Here is a 15,853-nt window from a genome sequence, read left to right as displayed (position 1 = left end):
GCGGCTGCCGCCCAACCGGCCACGATAGCCTGCGCCGTGGCTGTGTCACCTCGGCTGTCAGGTGTGGCAGATGACGACCCAGCGCTGGAAGGGGAAACGTGGGACACCGCAACGCTCCGGAACACCGCGAAGGGGCCACGGTCCGTCATGCCGAGCACATCACTACCGGCACACCACCGGTCGACGAAGTAACCGGAGCGCGTCAGGAACTCACCGTCGTCCTGCCCATACGGCTACTGCGCGTCCCTGAGTGGCCGCAGGGTCCCATCCCGTTCGAGGTGGGTGGCCGCCGTACCGATACCCGGACCCGCTCCAGCTACTTCGCGCCCGCCTCCGCACGCGCGCTCTACGGGGCGCCCGGGCGGCCCTGCCGTTGGCATCTGGCGCTCGATGTCAAGCACGATGGAATGCATCTGCTCGGCGTGGAGGTGCTCCGGGCAGCCACCGTCCGCAATCCTCAACACGCCCTCGCTGTACTGCACTTCACCGTGGACCGCCCCCTTATGCCCGTGCTGCGTGCCATCGCCGGGCGCTTGTCGGACGACGCCGACGGGCCCCTTTCCGGTCCCTTCGACCCAACCCGGCTGCTTACCGGGGTCGCCGAGACACGCGACCCCGGCGCGTCGCCGGCCACGGTCCGGCCGTACACCGTCGCCTTCCTGAGCCCTGCTGCCCACCACTCCCCCGCCCTGCGGGACGGTCTCGAAGGGGAGCTACCGGCCACCGCTGATCGCTGGCTCTGGCAACTGGCTTCACGCTCCACCCCGGAGGATTTCCCGCTACCCCCCGAGACCGTGGGCAACCTCCTCCAGGACACGGTCAGGATCTCCGCAGACTGGAGCGCCCTCGTGCTCCGTGAAGGCACTGCCTTTCTCGGCCACCGGGCGGACACAGGAGACACTGACTTCTTCGCTTTCGGTGCGCTGCACTGCCGGACCGTCTACCTCGACGCGCTCCTTCTGGGCGCGCTGCAACGTGATCACATCGATGAACTCACCGACGAGCTCTCCGAGACCTTCACCGCCCCGCGGCTGGCCCGCCGTGTCTCCACGCTGGAGAGGAGCATCGCTGTCTTTCGCAGCACCTATTGGCGCCAGCACCTCACCGCCCACGGCACGGCCAACGATCTGCTCCTCGCCTTTCAGAACCAGTACCGGCTGCCTGCCCGTTTCGACCAGATCCTCGCTGAAGCTGCTGACTACAGCAGGCTGATCCAGACACAGGAGAGTCAGCAGATCAGCGGGGCTCTCGGCGTTCTCACGATTCTCGGCCTGCCCCTCGGGACGGCTCTCGGCATCCTTCAGGTCCTCGGCGACGATTCCGTCGCGCACCTCTGTATCGCGCTGGCCATGTCCATCGCCGTCACGGGGGCCATACTCACCACGAGATACGGGCGCCTGGTGCTGTCGTCGTTGCGCGGCGGGCGGGGTGGACGCGGCGGGCGCGGCAGGGTGGAGCGCTAGGTCGGTATGTCCTGGGAAGTGGCAGACGGCTTCGCCCAGATCAGGTCGGGTCGGGTCGGGTCAGGTCGGGCCTGCGGGCCGGTGGGGTGATGACGTAGAGATCGAGGATGGGAGGCATGGGGGTGATGCCTGGGCCGCCGGACTGGACCCAGGTGACTATGTCTTCGGTGGCGTCGGGGTCGTTGACCAGGCCCAGCCAGACGGGGCGGGCGCCTGCGGCTCGGCCGGCTGCGGAGGGTTGGACCACGATCACGTTGGCCTGGTCGCAGGCGTCCAGGCAGGTGGAGATGCGGGTGGGGACGAGGGACTGGAGGCGGGTGGTCTGGGCCTCGTGGTCTACGCCGGGAAGTTTGGGGGTGCCGCAGCAGCAGTCTCTGCAGACTGTCACTCGGCAGGGGGTGGGGCCCGAGTTCAGCCGGTCTGTGGTCACCGTGGTGTCGGGTGAATGGTGGGGGGCGTCGTCATCCGGTGCCTCATGTGCTTCGTGCGGTTGGGTCTGCTCGTCGGCTGGGTGAACTGGGCTATTCCCCGGCGAGTTTACTCAACCCCGCCGCCCCTACCCGTCCCGCCACCAGGGGCTCCGCCCCTTCGGCGTTCGGCCATCGGGCCCGGCCACCGCCGCCCGCCACCGGCCCCGGTTGTAGCGTTCGCCCGGGGTGGGACGGGTGGTTCGCGGAGGGCGGGCTCGTCGTGGTTTGTCGCACAATTCCCCGCGCCCCTGGGGCGGGCTCGTGCCTCGCCTCTCCCGCAGGCTTCCAGTCTCGGATGCGGTTCTCGACGATCTGCAAGGCCGGGGCCGCCGCCTCCGTGGCCGCGAGGATCTCAGGGACCGTCACGCCTGGGCCGTGCCGGGGGTGGGAGAGGCGGAAGAGGATCTCAGGTTCCATGTGCGGGGCGCAGTAGCGGGCAGCTCGGACCCGGGGTGCCGTCCTCGTGGAGTATGTCGTTGAGGAGGTGGCCGTAGTCCCTCTCGTCCACACATAAAAGCCTCCGCATCGCGGCTGCCGTCAGGCCTACCTTGTGCCGGGCCCTGCCTCGCCGCTCCCGCCGACCACCGCCCCATCCCTCATGCTCAGCGCCGCCTCGTAGAGCAAGCGGGCGTGTAGTTCGAACAGGGCGGTGAGGTCTACCTCGGGGCCGTGGATCTCTCGTTGGATGAAGAGGCCGTCGGCGCCGGCTACGGCGTATGTGGTGAGGGTGCGGACCGCATCGTCGTGCAGGGTCGGGAAGAGGTCGTGGATGACGGCCGTGATTCTGCGGCTCGCGATGTCGCGGACCTGGAGGAAGACCGTGCGGCCGCGCGGCTCCGTGGGGCGGTGTTCCAGGGCGAGCATGAGGCCGAGGCGGAGGAAGTCCGGGGCGTCCATGAGGGACTTGGCCACGGCGTCCGCCATCAGGGTGGCGCGCTCCAGCGGGGTGCCCGCCTCCTCGCCCGGCAGTTCCACGGCGGCGAGCCAGCTTTCGAAGCTGCGCTCGATCACCGCGGCGATCAGGTCGTCCTTGTCCTTGAAGTGCCAGTAGATGGAGCTGGCGGGCAGCCCGCACTTGGCGCTGACCGCCGCGATCGACGTGCCCTCGTACCCGCGTTCACCGGCGATCTCCACGGTGGCGTCGAGGATGCGCTGGCGTGACTCCACCCCGTTGGCTCGCTTCTTGCGTGCGGGCTGCGGCCTGGTCATCGGGTGCGGCCTTCCTGTCGCGCTCATCACTTGCCCCACTTCTACACCCACCTTACCGTAGCGATTATTCCAATTGTAGTGATCGATACAGCAAGAGCCGCAGCACCGGACTGACAGTGAGGTGACCCGTGAGTGCGATCAGCGCCGAGGGTGGAGTCCAGGACAGGGCGGACAGCTCGTACGACGTCGCCGTCATCGGGTACGGGCCCACCGGGGTGACCGCCGCCAACCTGCTCGGGTCTATGGGGCTGCGCGTGGTCGTCGTGGAGCGGGACGCCGAGGTCTACGCGCGGGCCCGGGCGATCTCCACGGACGAGGAGGTCATGCGGATCTGGCAGCGGATCGGGCTGGCCGAGCGGCTGAAGCGGGACATGCTCGCCGAGCGGCCGTTGGACTTCGTGGACGCGCGCGGCCGTACCTTCTTCAGCGCCTCCCCTGTGCCGCGCGGTCACGGTCATCCGCCGCAGATGTTCCTCTACCAGCCGGCGCTGGAGCAGGTTCTGAGGGAGGGCGTGGACCGGTACCCCCATGTCGAGGTCCTGTTGCGGCACGAGTGCCTGCGGCTGCGTCAGGACGCGGACGGGGTCGAGTTGACGGTGGTCGGCACCGCCGACGACTCCGTGCGCCGGGTGCGTGCCTCGTACGTGATCGCCGCCGACGGGGGGGTCCAGCCTCAGTCGGGCCCAGCTGAACATCGGCTACGAGGGGCGGACGTACGAGGACCGCTGGGTGGTCATCGACACCAGGATGCTGAAGCCGTGGCCGGACCACGACAGACTGCGGTTCCGCTGCGATCCGGCCCGGCCGGCCGTGGACTGTCCGACGCCGCTCGGGCACCACCGCTGGGAGTTCCCGATCCTGCCGGGCGACGACGAGACGTACCTGGTCACCGATGAGGCGATCCGGTCCATGGTGGGCGCGTACAGGATCGGGCCCGACCAGATCGAGATCCTCCGGGCGACCGTCTACAGCCACCATGTGCGCTTCGCCGCCCGGTTCCGGTCCGGGCGGGTGTTCCTCGCCGGGGACGCCGCCCACGCCATGCCGCCGTGGATCGGGCAGGGCATGGCCGCGGGCGTGCGGGACGCGGCCAACCTCTGCTGGAAACTCGACGCCGTACTGCGGGGCGAACTGCCCGACTCGGTGCTCGACTCGTACGAGACCGAGCGCAAGCCGCACGTCGAGGAGGTCACCGGGCGGGCGGTGTTCGTCGGGCGGATCATCACCGAGCGCCGGTCGGCCGTCACCCGCGTCCGGAACACTGCCGCGCGCGCCCTCGGCCGTGTACCGGGGTTCGCCGACTGGCTGCAGGGCTCCCACTGGATCCCCGTCGCCCACTACGCCGACGGACTGCGAGCCCGGCCGCGCGCCAAGGCGTCCGGGCACCAGATACCCAGCCGTGGGTGACCGGGCCGGACGGCACGCGCGTACGACTGGACGATCTGCTCGGCGGGCGCTGGCTGGTGCTGCACGCCGGGGCGGCCCGGCCGCAGCCCGCGTGGGAGCGGGCCGGGGTCCCCTCGCTCGTCGTCACACCCGCCGGGTCCGCGCCGGCCGAGGGCACGGTCGTCGACAGCGACGGTGTGTTGCGGGCCTGGCTGGCCCGGCACCGGGCAACGAGTGTCGCGCTGCGGCCGGACGCGTACGTCTACGCCGCCGCCGCGACGGGGCGTCGACTCCCGCCGCCGCCCACCAGGTTCGTTCTGCGACCCCGGCCAGGGCCAGGGCCAGGGCCCGGGGTGAGCGAGGTCGCCGCCGGATCTTCCGCCGTCCCTCTGAAGCACGCGTGAGGAGCGTCATGACTTTATCGACCCGACTGCCCGGGATGCGCGAGTCGTTGTTCGACGTCGCCGGGAAGCCGATCTTCGTCTCGGAGGCGGGTGCTCCCGACGCGACGCCCGTCCTGTTGCTGCACGGGGGCGGGCCCGGTGCCTCCGGGGTCTCCAACTACACCCGAAATATCGGGGAGTTGGCCCAGGAGTACCGGGTCATCGTGCCCGACCTGCCCGGTTACGGCCGGAGCGGCAAGGGCATCGACGCGGCCGACCCGTTCGGGCATCTGGCCGACCACATCTGCGGGGCCATGGACGTCCTCGGGCTCGAACGCGCCCACCTGGTCGGCAACTCCTACGGCGGTGCCTGCGCCCTGCGCCTCGCCCTCGACACCCCGGACCGTGTGGACCGCATGGTCCTGATGGGGCCCGGCGGCGACGGCACGACCCGCGCGCTGCCGACGCCGGGCCTCAACAGCCTGCTGAACTACTACGGCGGCGACGGGCCCTCCCGGCTGAAGCTGGAGAGGTTCATCCGCGACCATCTGGTCTTCAACGCGGCCGAGGTGCCGGACTCGGTGATCGACGCCCGGTACGAGGCGAGCATCGACCCCGAGGTTCTGGCGGCCCCGCCGCTGCGCCGCCCGTCGGGGCCGAACGCGCTGCGCACGCTGTGGCGGATGGACTTCACCCGTGACGACCGGCTGCGTCGGCTGCCCGTGCCCACGCTGGTGCTCTGGGGCGCCGCCGACAAGGTCAACCGGCCGTCCGGCGGGCGGATGCTGGCCGAGCGCATGCCCAACTGCGATCTGTACCTGGTGGCCAACACCGGGCACTGGGTGCAGTGGGAGCGCGCCGAGCTGTTCAACGCGCTGTGCGCGGACTTCCTGGCGGGCCGACGATGAGCGTCGCGGCGCCGAACGGCGGATCACCAGGGAGCGGGGCGCCGTACGCCGCTTCGGTCTTCGGGGCCGTGCACCTCGGGTACCTGGTCGTCGAGACCGAGCGGTTCGCCGACTGGCGGCGGTTCGGCACCGACACGATCGGGATGCACCGGGACGAGCTCGACAGCGGGCTGATGCGGTTCCGGCTGGACGACCACGCCTGCCGGTTCCTGCTGCGGCGGGGCCCGGCGGAGGACGTCGTCGCCATCGGCTGGCACCTCGACGACCACGCCACGTTCGAGCGGATCGAGGCGCGGGTGCGCGCGCACGGCGTACCCGTCCGGGTGGGGACCGCCGAGGAGGCGGCGCTGCGCGGGGTGGAACGGCTGCTGCGGTTCCCCGGTCCCAAGAGGATCACCCAGGAGATCTACACGACGCCGGTCATCTCCGACGAGCCGTTGCGAATGCTCGCCTCCGGGTTCGTCACGGGTGAGTCGGGAATGGGGCACGTGGCGATCACGTCCGCCAGGCCGGCGCGGCTGCGGGGCTACTTCGACACGGTCTTCGACGCGCGGCTGACCGACTACATCGACGAGACCATCAGCGGCGTCAAGTTCAAGATTCGCTTCCTGCGGGTGAACGAACGCCACCACTCGATCGCGATCGCCGCCGTGCGCGGGCTGCCCGTCGACCCCGTCCGCACCCGGGTCCAGCACCTCAACGTGCAGGTGGAGAGCCTCGACGACGTCGCCCGCAGCTATCAGCGGGTGTGTGAACTCGGCTTCGACATGGCCCTGTCGGTCGGCCGGCACACCAACGACAGGGAGCTGTCGTACTACGCCCGTACACCGTCGGGCTTCGAGTGGGAGGTGGGCTGGAACCCGATCGTCGTCGACGAGTCCACCTGGGAGCCCAGCACCCACCAGGGCATCAGTGTCTGGGGGCACCGGCCGGTCGGGCGGACGATCGTCGACAAGCTCGAACAGTTCCGGCTGGGCGCGCGGTCGCTGGCGCGGGTGGAGAGCACCGTGCCCGCGCTGAGCGGGGCGGGCGTCCCGGACGACTGAGTCGCCGCGTCGGATCGCCGCGTCGAGTCGAGTCGCCGCGTCGAGTCGCCGTCACGGTCGGGGCAGGGGCTGTTCGGTCCAGATGGTCTTGCCGTCGGGGGTGTAGCGCGTGCCCCAGCGTTCGGTGAGCTGGGCCACGAGGAAGAGGCCCCGGCCGCCCTCGTCCTCGGTGCGGGCGCGGCGCAGCCGGGGTGAGGTGCCGCTGCCGTCGTAGACCTCGCAGATCAGCGCGCGGTCGCGCAGCAGCCGGAGCTGGACCGGGCCGGTGGCGTGGCGGATGGCGTTGGTGACGAGTTCGCTGGCCACCAGCTCGGTGGTGAAGGCCAGGTCGTCCAGGCCCCAGGCGGCGAGCTGCCCGGTGACGGCCTCCCGGGCGCGGGAGACGACCGCCGGGTCGCTGGGCAGGTCCCACTGGGCGACCCGCTCCGGGCCCAGCGTGTTCGTGCGGGCGACGAGGAGGGCCACGTCGTCGCAGGGCCGGGCCGGGAGCAGGGCGTCGAGAACCGCCTCGCAGGTGTCCTCGGGGGCGCGGTCGGGGCGGGCCAGGACGGTACGGAGCCGGTCGAGGCCGGTGTCGATGTCGCGGTGCCGGTCCTCGACCAGGCCGTCGGTGTAGAGGACCAGCTGACTGCCCTCGGCCAGTTCGAGTTCGGCGGTCTCGAAGGGCATGCCGCCGAGGCCCAGCGGGGGCCCCGAGGGCAGGTCGACGAAGTCCACCGTCCCGTCCGGGGCGACGACCGCCGGCAGCGGGTGCCCGGCGCGGGCGAGCGTGCAGCGCCGGGACACCGGGTCGTAGACGGCGTACAGACAGGTCGCGCCGACGATGCCGGAGTCCTCGTGGGTGTTCTCCACCGCCCAGCCCTCGCCCCGGTCGAGGCGGCCGACGAGGTCGTCGAGGTGGGTGAGCAGTTCGTCCGGGGGCAGATCGAGGGCGCAGAAGTTGTGGACGGCGGTGCGCAGTCGGCCCATGGTCGCGGCGGCGTGCAGGCCGTGGCCGACGACGTCCCCGACGACGAGGGCGACGCGGGCGCCGGAGAGCGGGACGACGTCGAACCAGTCGCCGCCGACGCCCGCCTGGGCGGGGAGGTAGCGGTAGGCGACCTCGACCGCGCTCTGGTCGGGGCGGCCGCGCGGCAGCAGGCTGCGTTGCAGGGCGAGGGCGGTGTTGTGCTCGCGGGTGTAGCGGCGGGCGTTGTCGATGCAGATCGCCGCGCGGCCGACCAGTTCCTGGGCCAGGGACAAGTCGTCGTCCTCGAACGGGGCGGGCTGCTCGGAGCGGTAGAAGCTGACGACGCCGAGGGTCGCGCCGCGTGCGCGCAGCGGCACGGTGATCAGGGAGTGGATGCCTGCGGCGAGGGCGCGCTCCAGCCGGGCCGGGTCCTGGGCGAGCCAGCCGCCCGCCTCCGCGAGGACGGGTTCCAGCACCGAGCGGCCGGTCTCCCAGCTGCGGGCCTGCGGGGTGGAGGGGACGTAGCGCACCGGGTCGCCGACCCCGTACAGGTGCGACTCCTCGTGTACGGCGCTCAGCGCGACCCTGCGCAGCCGGGTGCCGGGGCCGAGGGGCTCCGGCTCGTCGCCGAGCAGGACGGAGACGGGGAGGTCCACGGCCGCGAAGTCGGCGAAGCGGGGGACGGCCACGTCGGCCAGTTCCTCCGCCGTGCGGGTGACGTCGAGCGTGGTGCCGATGCGGACTCCGGCGTCGTGCAGCAGCTCCAGCCGGCGGCGCGCGAGTACGGCGAGCCGGCCGACCCCGGGTTCGCCGATGAGCAGCAGCCGGGAGTCGGGGGCGGGGTCGAGGGAGGAAACAGGGGTGGGGGTGGAGGTGGGGGTGGGGGTGAGGCGCGAGGGGGCTTGTGGGGTCGGCGTCGGGGTCGTTTGTGGGGTCGTTTGTGGTGTGGGTGGTGGCGTGCGTGTCGGGCGGGGGCGGAGGGGTGTGGGGGCGCGGGGGCGAAGGAGGACGGTCGGGGGTGGAGGGGCGGTGGTGGGTCGGGGGGTGGGGCGAGGGGACGGCTGTTGTCCGGTGGGAGGGCCCGGGGGTGAGGGGGGCGCGGGTGCCGTCCCGGTCGCGACTCGGAGTGGACGCGGTGGCGTCGGGGGCTGCGCCGGCGGGGCTTCGGGGGGCGTGGTCAGTCGCGTGTGGCGGAGCTGGGGGCCGCCCAGGACGCGGGCCTCGACGACGACGCCGGTCTCGCCCGACTCGCTCATGATCGGGCGGCGCAGGAGGGTGGCGACGCGGTTGCCGGAGAGGGTGACCTCGTCGAGGGTGCGGTGGGGCGAGGCGATGAGTTCCTCGGCCTTCTCCCGGAGGAGGGCCAGGTCGACGCGCCCGAGGGTCTCGGCGTACCGGCCGTCGTCGCCCCACGCCGAGGGTGGGCGCCCGGGTTGGCGGGGCCAGATGTCCGTTCCTGTGACCGCTGCTCCACCGGAAACCGCACCCGCGCCCGCACCCGGCACTGGGCCTGGGCCTGGGCCTGCGGCGGCGCGGGCGGCCCGGCGGTAGGCGGCCAGGAGTGCCCGTTCGCGTTCCGTGGCCTGTTCCAGGAGAGCGGCCTCGATGTCGTGGGCGGCCTCTCGGACGAGCCGCAGCATGGCGGGGTCGCCGTCGTCGCGCAGACAGGTGAGGTCGAGGACGGCCTCGACGCGGCCGCTGAGCGGGTTGCGGACGGGGGCACCCGCGCAGGCGAACGGGGAGAGGCAGTCGGCGAAGTGTTCCCGGCCGAGGACGAGGACGGGTTGCCGCTCGGCGAGCGCGGTGCCCACGCCGTTGGTGCCCGCGGCGGCCTCGGAGGCGCAGAAGCCGGGGGCGAAGTTCACCTCGTCGAGACGGGTGAGGAGCTGTCGGTCGCCGCCGTGCCGCTGGACCATGCGGGCCTGTCCGTCGCAGAGCACGACGGTCATGCTGACGTTCGCGAGGGAGGTGGTGAGCTGGGTGAGCACCGGGTCGGCGGCGCGCAGGAAGGGGTCCTCCATGGCGAGGTCGGGCACGAAGGGGATCAGCAGCCGGTGGGGTTCGAGGCCGGCGGAACGGCAGCGCTTCCAGGAGTCGAGCACCGGGTCGCGGACGTCGGAGTCGACGTGCGCCCCCGCGAGGAAACGTTCATGGGCATCGACGAGACCGCCGATGTCGTCCCAGGAGACGGACAACGGGCTCACTTCCCTCACCCGCGCACGACCCGCCGCACCCCACCACCGGACGCACCCACGGGCCGCCTGCCAGGCGCTACAACCCTAGACCTTGGGTGACGCATATCACAATGGAGGCCGGTTGGGTAGGCCGCGGTCGGAGCGACGGAGCGCGTCCGGCTGGGGATGAAGCCGCGCGGGAGGTGGGGTGAGGGCGGCGCCCGGTGAGGGTGGGGACGCCGGGCCTTGAGTCGTGGGGGCCGGTGCGTTGGTTTTCTCGGTCTGCGGGCGGTTGCCGAAGGCGAGCGCGGGGCCCTGCGACGGGGGGTCTGGGAGTGACTTGTGTCTCATGTGGGGTGGTGGGGTTCGGGCCGGTCCGGACGGCGGAGTCGCTGTTGGGAAGCGGTGTCGTCGTTCTGGCGGTGGCAGGAGTTCGGGCGGTGCATACCGGGGAGTCATTTGGGGTGGGAACGGTCCTGGGGTTCCCTTCGTTCTTGACTTGCCCTGCCTCCGTCGGTGCGGTCCCCCGCCGTACCGACGCGACGCGGAAGGACGACGTGCCCTTTGTTCCCGCTCCCGCTCGACGCGCCGCCCCCCTCGGGGCCCACCCCGTCCCCGGTCCCCGACCCCCTCAACCTGATACCCAGCCCGGCTCGCCCCGTGGACCTCACCCGGGTCCCGAGTCACGCCACGCCCACGGCTGACGACCGCACGGTTCCCACGAACTCCACGAACCCCACAACCCCCACGAACGCGACGGCGCCCACCGCCCCGCCGTGCGATGCCCCCTGCGACCCCTCCCCCGCCCAGCCCACCGCCTGCCGACCGACCGGGATCGTCGCGCTGCTCCCCGGCAGGGTCCGGGCGCTGCTACCCGCCCGGTCCGCCGCCAATGGCCGACGGCTGCGGTTGGCCCTCACGCTGATGCCGTTGGTGCTGCTCGGCGCCTGGGCGGCGTTCGACTGGCGGACCGTGCACGGCGGGGCGGTCCGGCTGGCCTCGGCCGATCCGCGGTGGCTGCTGGCCGGGGTGTTCTTCACCGCCCTGTGCTCGGTGGCCTCCGCTTGCGTACGGCAGGGGGCGGTGCCGGAACGGCTGCCGCCGGGCCAGTTGCTGGCGACGCAGTTCGCGGCCGGGGCCGCGGGGCACGCGCTGCCGGGCAACATAGGCGCCCACGCCGTCGTCCTGCGCTTCCTGCGCCGCCGGGGCATCCCGCTCGCCCGGGCCACGTCGTCCCTCGCGCTGTACTCCGCGGTCAAACCCGTGGCCAAGACCCTGGTGATCGTCGCCTTCGTCGTCGCCTTCCCGGGCACGCTCCGCCTGACCGAACTCCTTCCGAAGGGCGAGACGCTCGCCCTGGTCGGTGCGATCACCGGCGTCAGCCTCGCGGCCGTGGTCACACTGATCACGACCGTACGGCCGTTGCGGCGTCCGTTGATCGGAGGGCTGCGTTCCGCTCTCACGGACACGCGGATCGTGCACAGCCGTCCCGTTCGCGCGCTCGCCCTGTGGGGCGGGGCCGCGGCCTTCCCGCTGTGCCAGGGGGCCGTGCTCGCCTCGGTCGGTTCCTCGCTCGGGCTGCCCGTCTCCTGGCCGCAGATGCTCTTCGCCTACCTCGTCGCCAGTACGGCCGCCGGGGCCGTGCCCGCGCCGGGGGGCCTCGGTCCGATGGACGCGGCGCTCGTCTTCACCCTGGTCGCGTTCGGCGCGCCGGCGACCCTCGCCACCACCACGGTCATCGGCTACCGCGTCCTCACCGTCTGGCTGCCCCTGCTGCCGGGCACGCTTGTCCTGTCGGCGTTGGTACGGGCGAAGGTGCTCTGAGGGCAGCGCGGGGGGCGCGCAGCGGGGGGCGGCGGGGGCTGGGCGCTCGTCGGGTGGGTAGTGGGCGGCTGGCGTGCGCGTACGAGGGCCGGGTGGTCGTCGGGTTGCGGGGCCCCCGGCGGCGGTGGCGGTGGCGGTGGCGGTGGCGGTGGCCATGACGGGATGCCGACAATCAGCCGCCGCTGCAGGGTGGCGCCGGGCGGTGGGGCACGGGGTGGAGTCGTGGGCCTCGGGGTCGTGGGTCCGGGAGGCCCGGGAGGCCGGGAGGCCCGGGAGGCCAGCAGACCGGGTGCCTGGACCCTGGGGGCCGGCAGGCCGGGTGCCGGGTGCCTGGAGCCTGGGGGCCGGGGGCCTGGGGGCCGTGAGCCGGGGGCTGTGAAGCTGAGGCCTGGGGGCCGTGAGCCGGCGCGGCCATGAGCCGGGGCTGGGGCCTGGCGGCCATGAGCCGTGGGCCTGGGGGCCGTGGGCCTGGGGGCCGGGGCCCGGGGACCGTGGGCCCGGGGGTGCTGCGCGGGATGAGTTGGCGGGATGGGCTTGTGGGGCACCCTCCGCGCCGCGCCCCTCCTCGCGCCTCCTGCGACGCCCCTCACGTACCGCCACGTGACGCCTCACCGCAGTCCTCGTGCGATGCCTCGCGCGCCGCCTTCGTGGACGCCCCGCGCGCCGCCCCCCGTGCGTGCCTCACGCGCCGCGCCCCGTGCGTGCCTCACGCGCCGCCCCCCCGTGCGTGCCTCACGCGCCGCCCCCCCGTGGGTGCCCCGCGCGCCGCCCCCGTGAGTGCCCCGCGCGCAGTCCCTCGTGGGTGCCCCGCCGCCGCCCCTCGTGGGTGCCCCGCCGCCCCCCTCGTGCGTGCTTCGCGCGAACGCTCATGTGGCGGCTCGCGTGTCGCGGTTGTGGGGGGTGCAGTGAGCAGTTGAAGGGGGAACTATCTCTGGGCAGGAGGATCGGGCGGGGTTGGCAGGTCGGGGAGGGCGTGTGTCGTATTCGGTGGGGCGTCGGGTGGTTGTCACGGGGCTGGGGGCCGTCACCCCGCTCGGGGTGGGCGTCGGTGAGCTGTGGCAGGGGCTGTTGGACGGGCGTTGCGGGATACGGGAGTTGGACGGGGAGGAGTTCGCGGAGTTACCCGTGCGGGTCGCGGGGACGGTGCCGGTGGACCCCGCCGAGCTGCTCCCCCGGCCCCGGGCCCGGCGCATGAACCGGGCCGCGCGGTTCGCCGTACTCGCGGCGCGGGAGGCGTGGCGGGACGGGGGCTTCCCGCCCGGCGGTACCGCGGACAGCGGCCTCGACGCGGGGCGGGTCGGTGTGTCCGCCGGGGCGATCCTCGGTGACGCCTCGGTGCTCGTCGCCGGCGACCGGCAGTTACGGGACCGGGGGCCGCGCGGTGTCTCCCCGCTCACGACGCCGATGTGCGTGCCCTCGCAGGCAGCCTCGCAGATCTCGCTGGACCTCGGTATCACCGGGGAGGCGCGGACCGTCACCAGTGCGTGTGCCTCCGGGACCGAGGCGATCGGGCAGGCGGTCGACCGGATCCGGTACGGGCGGGTGGACGTGGCGCTCGCGGGCGGGGCCGAGGCGGTGGTGACCCCGGCGATCATGGCGTCCTTCGCGGCGATGCGGGCGCTGTCGCGGCACGGGCTGGACGAGGGTGGCACGAGTCCGTCCCGGCCGTTCGCGAAGGACCGGGACGGGTTCGTGAACGGCGAAGGGGCGGGGTTCCTGCTGCTGGAGGCGGAGGACCACGCCCGGGCTCGTGGGGCCCGGGTCTACTGCGAGGCGGCGGGGTGGGGGCTGTCCGCCGACGCGCATCACATGGCGGCGCCCGATCCGTCGGGCTCGGGGGTGGCGCTCGCGCTGCGGCGGGCGCTCGCGGACGCGGCGGCGTCCCCCACGGACGTGGTCCACGTCAACGCGCACGCCACGGCCACGGTCGACGGTGACCTCGCGGAGGCGAACGCGCTGACGGCGGTGCTGTCGGGGCGGCGGGTGCCGGTGACGGCGCTCAAGGGGCACCTCGGGCATCTTCAGGGGGCGGCCGGGGCGGTGGAGGCCCTTGCCACCGCGCTCACGCTCCATCACGGGCTCATCCCGCCGACCATCGGCTGCGCCGACCAGGACCGCGCCATCACCCTCGACCTCGTCACCGCCGCGCCGCGCCCCCTCCCACCCGACGGCGACCTCGCCCTCACCAACTCCTTCGGCTTCGGCGGCCACAACGCGGTCCTGGCCCTACGCCGCACGTGACCCTCCGGGCCGGCCAGCCGAAAAGGCGCCGTTGCGGCGGAGTTGGGGATCGGCAGAGTACGGGCTCCGCAGGGTACGAGCCGACAGAGGGAGGGGTGGGCTGGGCTGGGTACGGGCTCGGCAGAGGGACAGCGCGGCGGGGTATGGGCTCGACGAGTGCGGGACCGGCAGTGCGCAGGCTCTGCGGAGAGAGGGCTTGGCGGAGACAGAGCGCGGCGGGAACAGGGCTCGGAGGAGTCCAGGCTTGGCCAGAGGCAGGACTCGGCGAGGGCGGAGGAGGGGGCGCGGCGGAGGGCGGGCTCGGCAGAGGCAGGGCTCGGCAGAGGGCGGACTCAGCAGAGGGCGGGGTCGTCAGAGAGAGCTCGGCGGGGGTCAGGGCTCGACAGCGGGCGGGCTCGACAGAGGCAGCAGCGGAACCGAGGGCCGACGGGCGGCAGCCGAACCGACGGCCAGAGCCAGGGGCAGCGGAACCGAAGGCCGACAGGCGGCAACCGAACCGACGGCCAGAGCCAAGAGCAGCCCTACCCCTGGCGGAGTCCGGGAATTGGTGGTGGCCCGCTGTGGTGTGGGGCGGCCTTCGTGGTGGTCACGCCGAGCGTTTGCGGGTGGTTGTTTTCTTTGCCGGGGTTTTCTTCGCCGGGGTCTTCGCCGTCGACGACTTCGCCGACGCCGTGGATTTCGTGGTCGTCGATTTCGTCGTCGTCGCCGTCTTTCTGGGCGGCGTCTGCTTCTTCGTCGCCGCCTTCTTCGCCGGCTGTGCCGAGGTCGTGGACGTCGACTTCTTGGGCGCGGCGGCCGTCTTCCTGGTTGAGGCGGTGGACTTCTTGCCGGGCGCCCCTTTGGGCGTGGGCCGGGACGCGAGGTGGGTGACGTCGGCGTCGGCGTCCTCGCCCCGCGACTCCTTGGCCTCGCGCACGCTCTTCTCCAGCGCGGCCATGAGGTCGAGCACCTTGCCCTCCGCGGCCGGCATCGGAACGCTCGGCGGCTCCTCGCCGGAGGCCTTCGCCGCGATCATTTCCTCGACCGCCTCGCGGTAGTCGTCGTGGAGGGACTCCAGGTCGACCTCCCCGAGCGTGTCCATGAGGGCGTCCGCCAGGTCGAGTTCCTTGTCGCGGACGGTGACGCTCGCATCGGGGGCGACCCCCTCGGTCGTACGGATCTCGTCGGGCCAGAGCAGACCGTGCATGGCCAGCACGTCGTCCACCACCCGGAGCATCCCCAGCCGCTCGCGCCCCCGGAGCGCGAACTTGCAGATGGCGACCTTTCCGCTGCGCTTGAGCGCCTCGCGGAGGAGGGTGTACGGCTTGGCCGCGGGGACCCCGTTCGCCGCGAGGTAGTACGCGGCGTCCACCTGGAGCGGGTCGACGTTCTCGGCCGGTACGAAGCCCTCGATCTCGATCGTCTTGGCCGTGGGGATGGGCAGCGACGCGAGGTCCTCGTCCGTGATCGGGATCATCGTGCCGTCCGCGTCCTCGTACGCCTTGCCGATCTCCCCCTGCGTCACCTCCCGGTCCTCCAGCTCGCAGACCTTGCGGTAACGGATGCGGCCGCCGTCCTCCAGGTGGACCTGGCGGAAGGAGACGGAGTGGCTCTCGGTCGCGTTCACCAGCTTGATCGGGATGCTGACCAGGCCGAAGGAGATGGCGCCGTTCCAGATGGATCGCACGGGCAGCACGCACCTTTCGGGTCCCTGCTTCCGGTTTGTCCACACCGTAACGCCGACCCGCCGCCCTTGCCCGTCGACCGCCGGGGCACCCCCTCCGCCCCGGCCCACCACCGGCACGGCGGGCCCGGCCACCG

General features: G+C 72.8%; 9 protein-coding genes and 1 pseudogene. 6 read left to right on the top strand and 4 right to left on the bottom strand.

Annotated elements, in window-relative coordinates:
• The first annotated feature begins 98 nt into the window (after positions 1-98).
• Complete coding sequence (locus tag L3078_RS31130; RefSeq protein ID WP_239757275.1) at positions 99-1,463, top strand: hypothetical protein; 1,365 nt, start codon at positions 99-101, stop codon at positions 1,461-1,463.
• 40 nt (positions 1,464-1,503) lie between these two features.
• On the opposite strand, the gene L3078_RS31125 is transcribed toward L3078_RS31130, so the two are convergent.
• Together L3078_RS31125 and L3078_RS31120 are read right to left on the bottom strand one after the other, a co-directional pair.
• The gene (locus L3078_RS31125) at positions 1,504-1,851 is read right to left on the bottom strand and encodes a hypothetical protein (protein WP_239757274.1); all 348 of its coding nucleotides are present in this window, start codon (positions 1,849-1,851) and stop codon (positions 1,504-1,506) included.
• A gap of 625 nt (positions 1,852-2,476) precedes the next feature.
• On the bottom strand, positions 2,477-3,142 hold the full coding sequence (locus L3078_RS31120; protein ID WP_239757273.1) for a TetR/AcrR family transcriptional regulator: 666 nt from the start codon (positions 3,140-3,142) through the stop codon (positions 2,477-2,479).
• A gap of 128 nt (positions 3,143-3,270) precedes the next feature.
• Between L3078_RS31120 and L3078_RS44800 the strand changes: the two are divergent.
• The 3 genes and pseudogenes from L3078_RS44800 to L3078_RS31095 all read left to right on the top strand — a co-directional run bounded on the left by L3078_RS44800 (position 3,271) and on the right by L3078_RS31095 (position 6,865).
• Positions 3,271-4,932: pseudogene (locus L3078_RS44800) on the top strand (bifunctional 3-(3-hydroxy-phenyl)propionate/3-hydroxycinnamic acid hydroxylase).
• A gap of 8 nt (positions 4,933-4,940) precedes the next feature.
• Positions 4,941-5,819, top strand: a complete 879-nt coding sequence (locus tag L3078_RS31100; RefSeq protein WP_239757271.1) for an alpha/beta fold hydrolase — start codon at positions 4,941-4,943, stop codon at positions 5,817-5,819.
• Complete coding sequence (locus L3078_RS31095; RefSeq protein ID WP_239757270.1) at positions 5,816-6,865, top strand: VOC family protein; 1,050 nt, start codon at positions 5,816-5,818, stop codon at positions 6,863-6,865. Before L3078_RS31100 ends, L3078_RS31095 begins: the two co-directional genes overlap by 4 nt.
• A gap of 51 nt (positions 6,866-6,916) precedes the next feature.
• Here the strand turns inward: L3078_RS31095 and L3078_RS31090 are convergent, their stop codons facing one another.
• The gene (locus tag L3078_RS31090) at positions 6,917-10,018 is read right to left on the bottom strand and encodes a SpoIIE family protein phosphatase (protein WP_239757269.1); all 3,102 of its coding nucleotides are present in this window, start codon (positions 10,016-10,018) and stop codon (positions 6,917-6,919) included.
• Positions 10,019-10,648: 630 nt separating this feature from the next.
• On the opposite strand from L3078_RS31090, the gene L3078_RS31085 reads away from it, so the two are divergent.
• On the top strand, positions 10,649-11,812 hold the full coding sequence (locus L3078_RS31085; protein WP_420864123.1) for a lysylphosphatidylglycerol synthase transmembrane domain-containing protein: 1,164 nt from the start codon (positions 10,649-10,651) through the stop codon (positions 11,810-11,812).
• Between the two features lie 975 nt (positions 11,813-12,787).
• The gene (locus tag L3078_RS31075; protein WP_239757267.1) at positions 12,788-14,053 is read left to right on the top strand and encodes a beta-ketoacyl-[acyl-carrier-protein] synthase family protein; all 1,266 of its coding nucleotides are present in this window, start codon (positions 12,788-12,790) and stop codon (positions 14,051-14,053) included.
• Between the two features lie 586 nt (positions 14,054-14,639).
• On the opposite strand, the gene ku is transcribed toward L3078_RS31075, so the two are convergent.
• Positions 14,640-15,719, bottom strand: a complete 1,080-nt coding sequence (gene ku / locus L3078_RS31070; protein WP_468163123.1) for a non-homologous end joining protein Ku — start codon at positions 15,717-15,719, stop codon at positions 14,640-14,642.
• Positions 15,720-15,853: the final 134 nt, after the last annotated feature.

This window comes from Streptomyces deccanensis (assembly GCF_022385335.1).
Lineage (GTDB): Bacteria > Actinomycetota > Actinomycetes > Streptomycetales > Streptomycetaceae > Streptomyces > Streptomyces deccanensis.
This window is presented reverse-complemented; position numbering and strand designations above follow the sequence as displayed.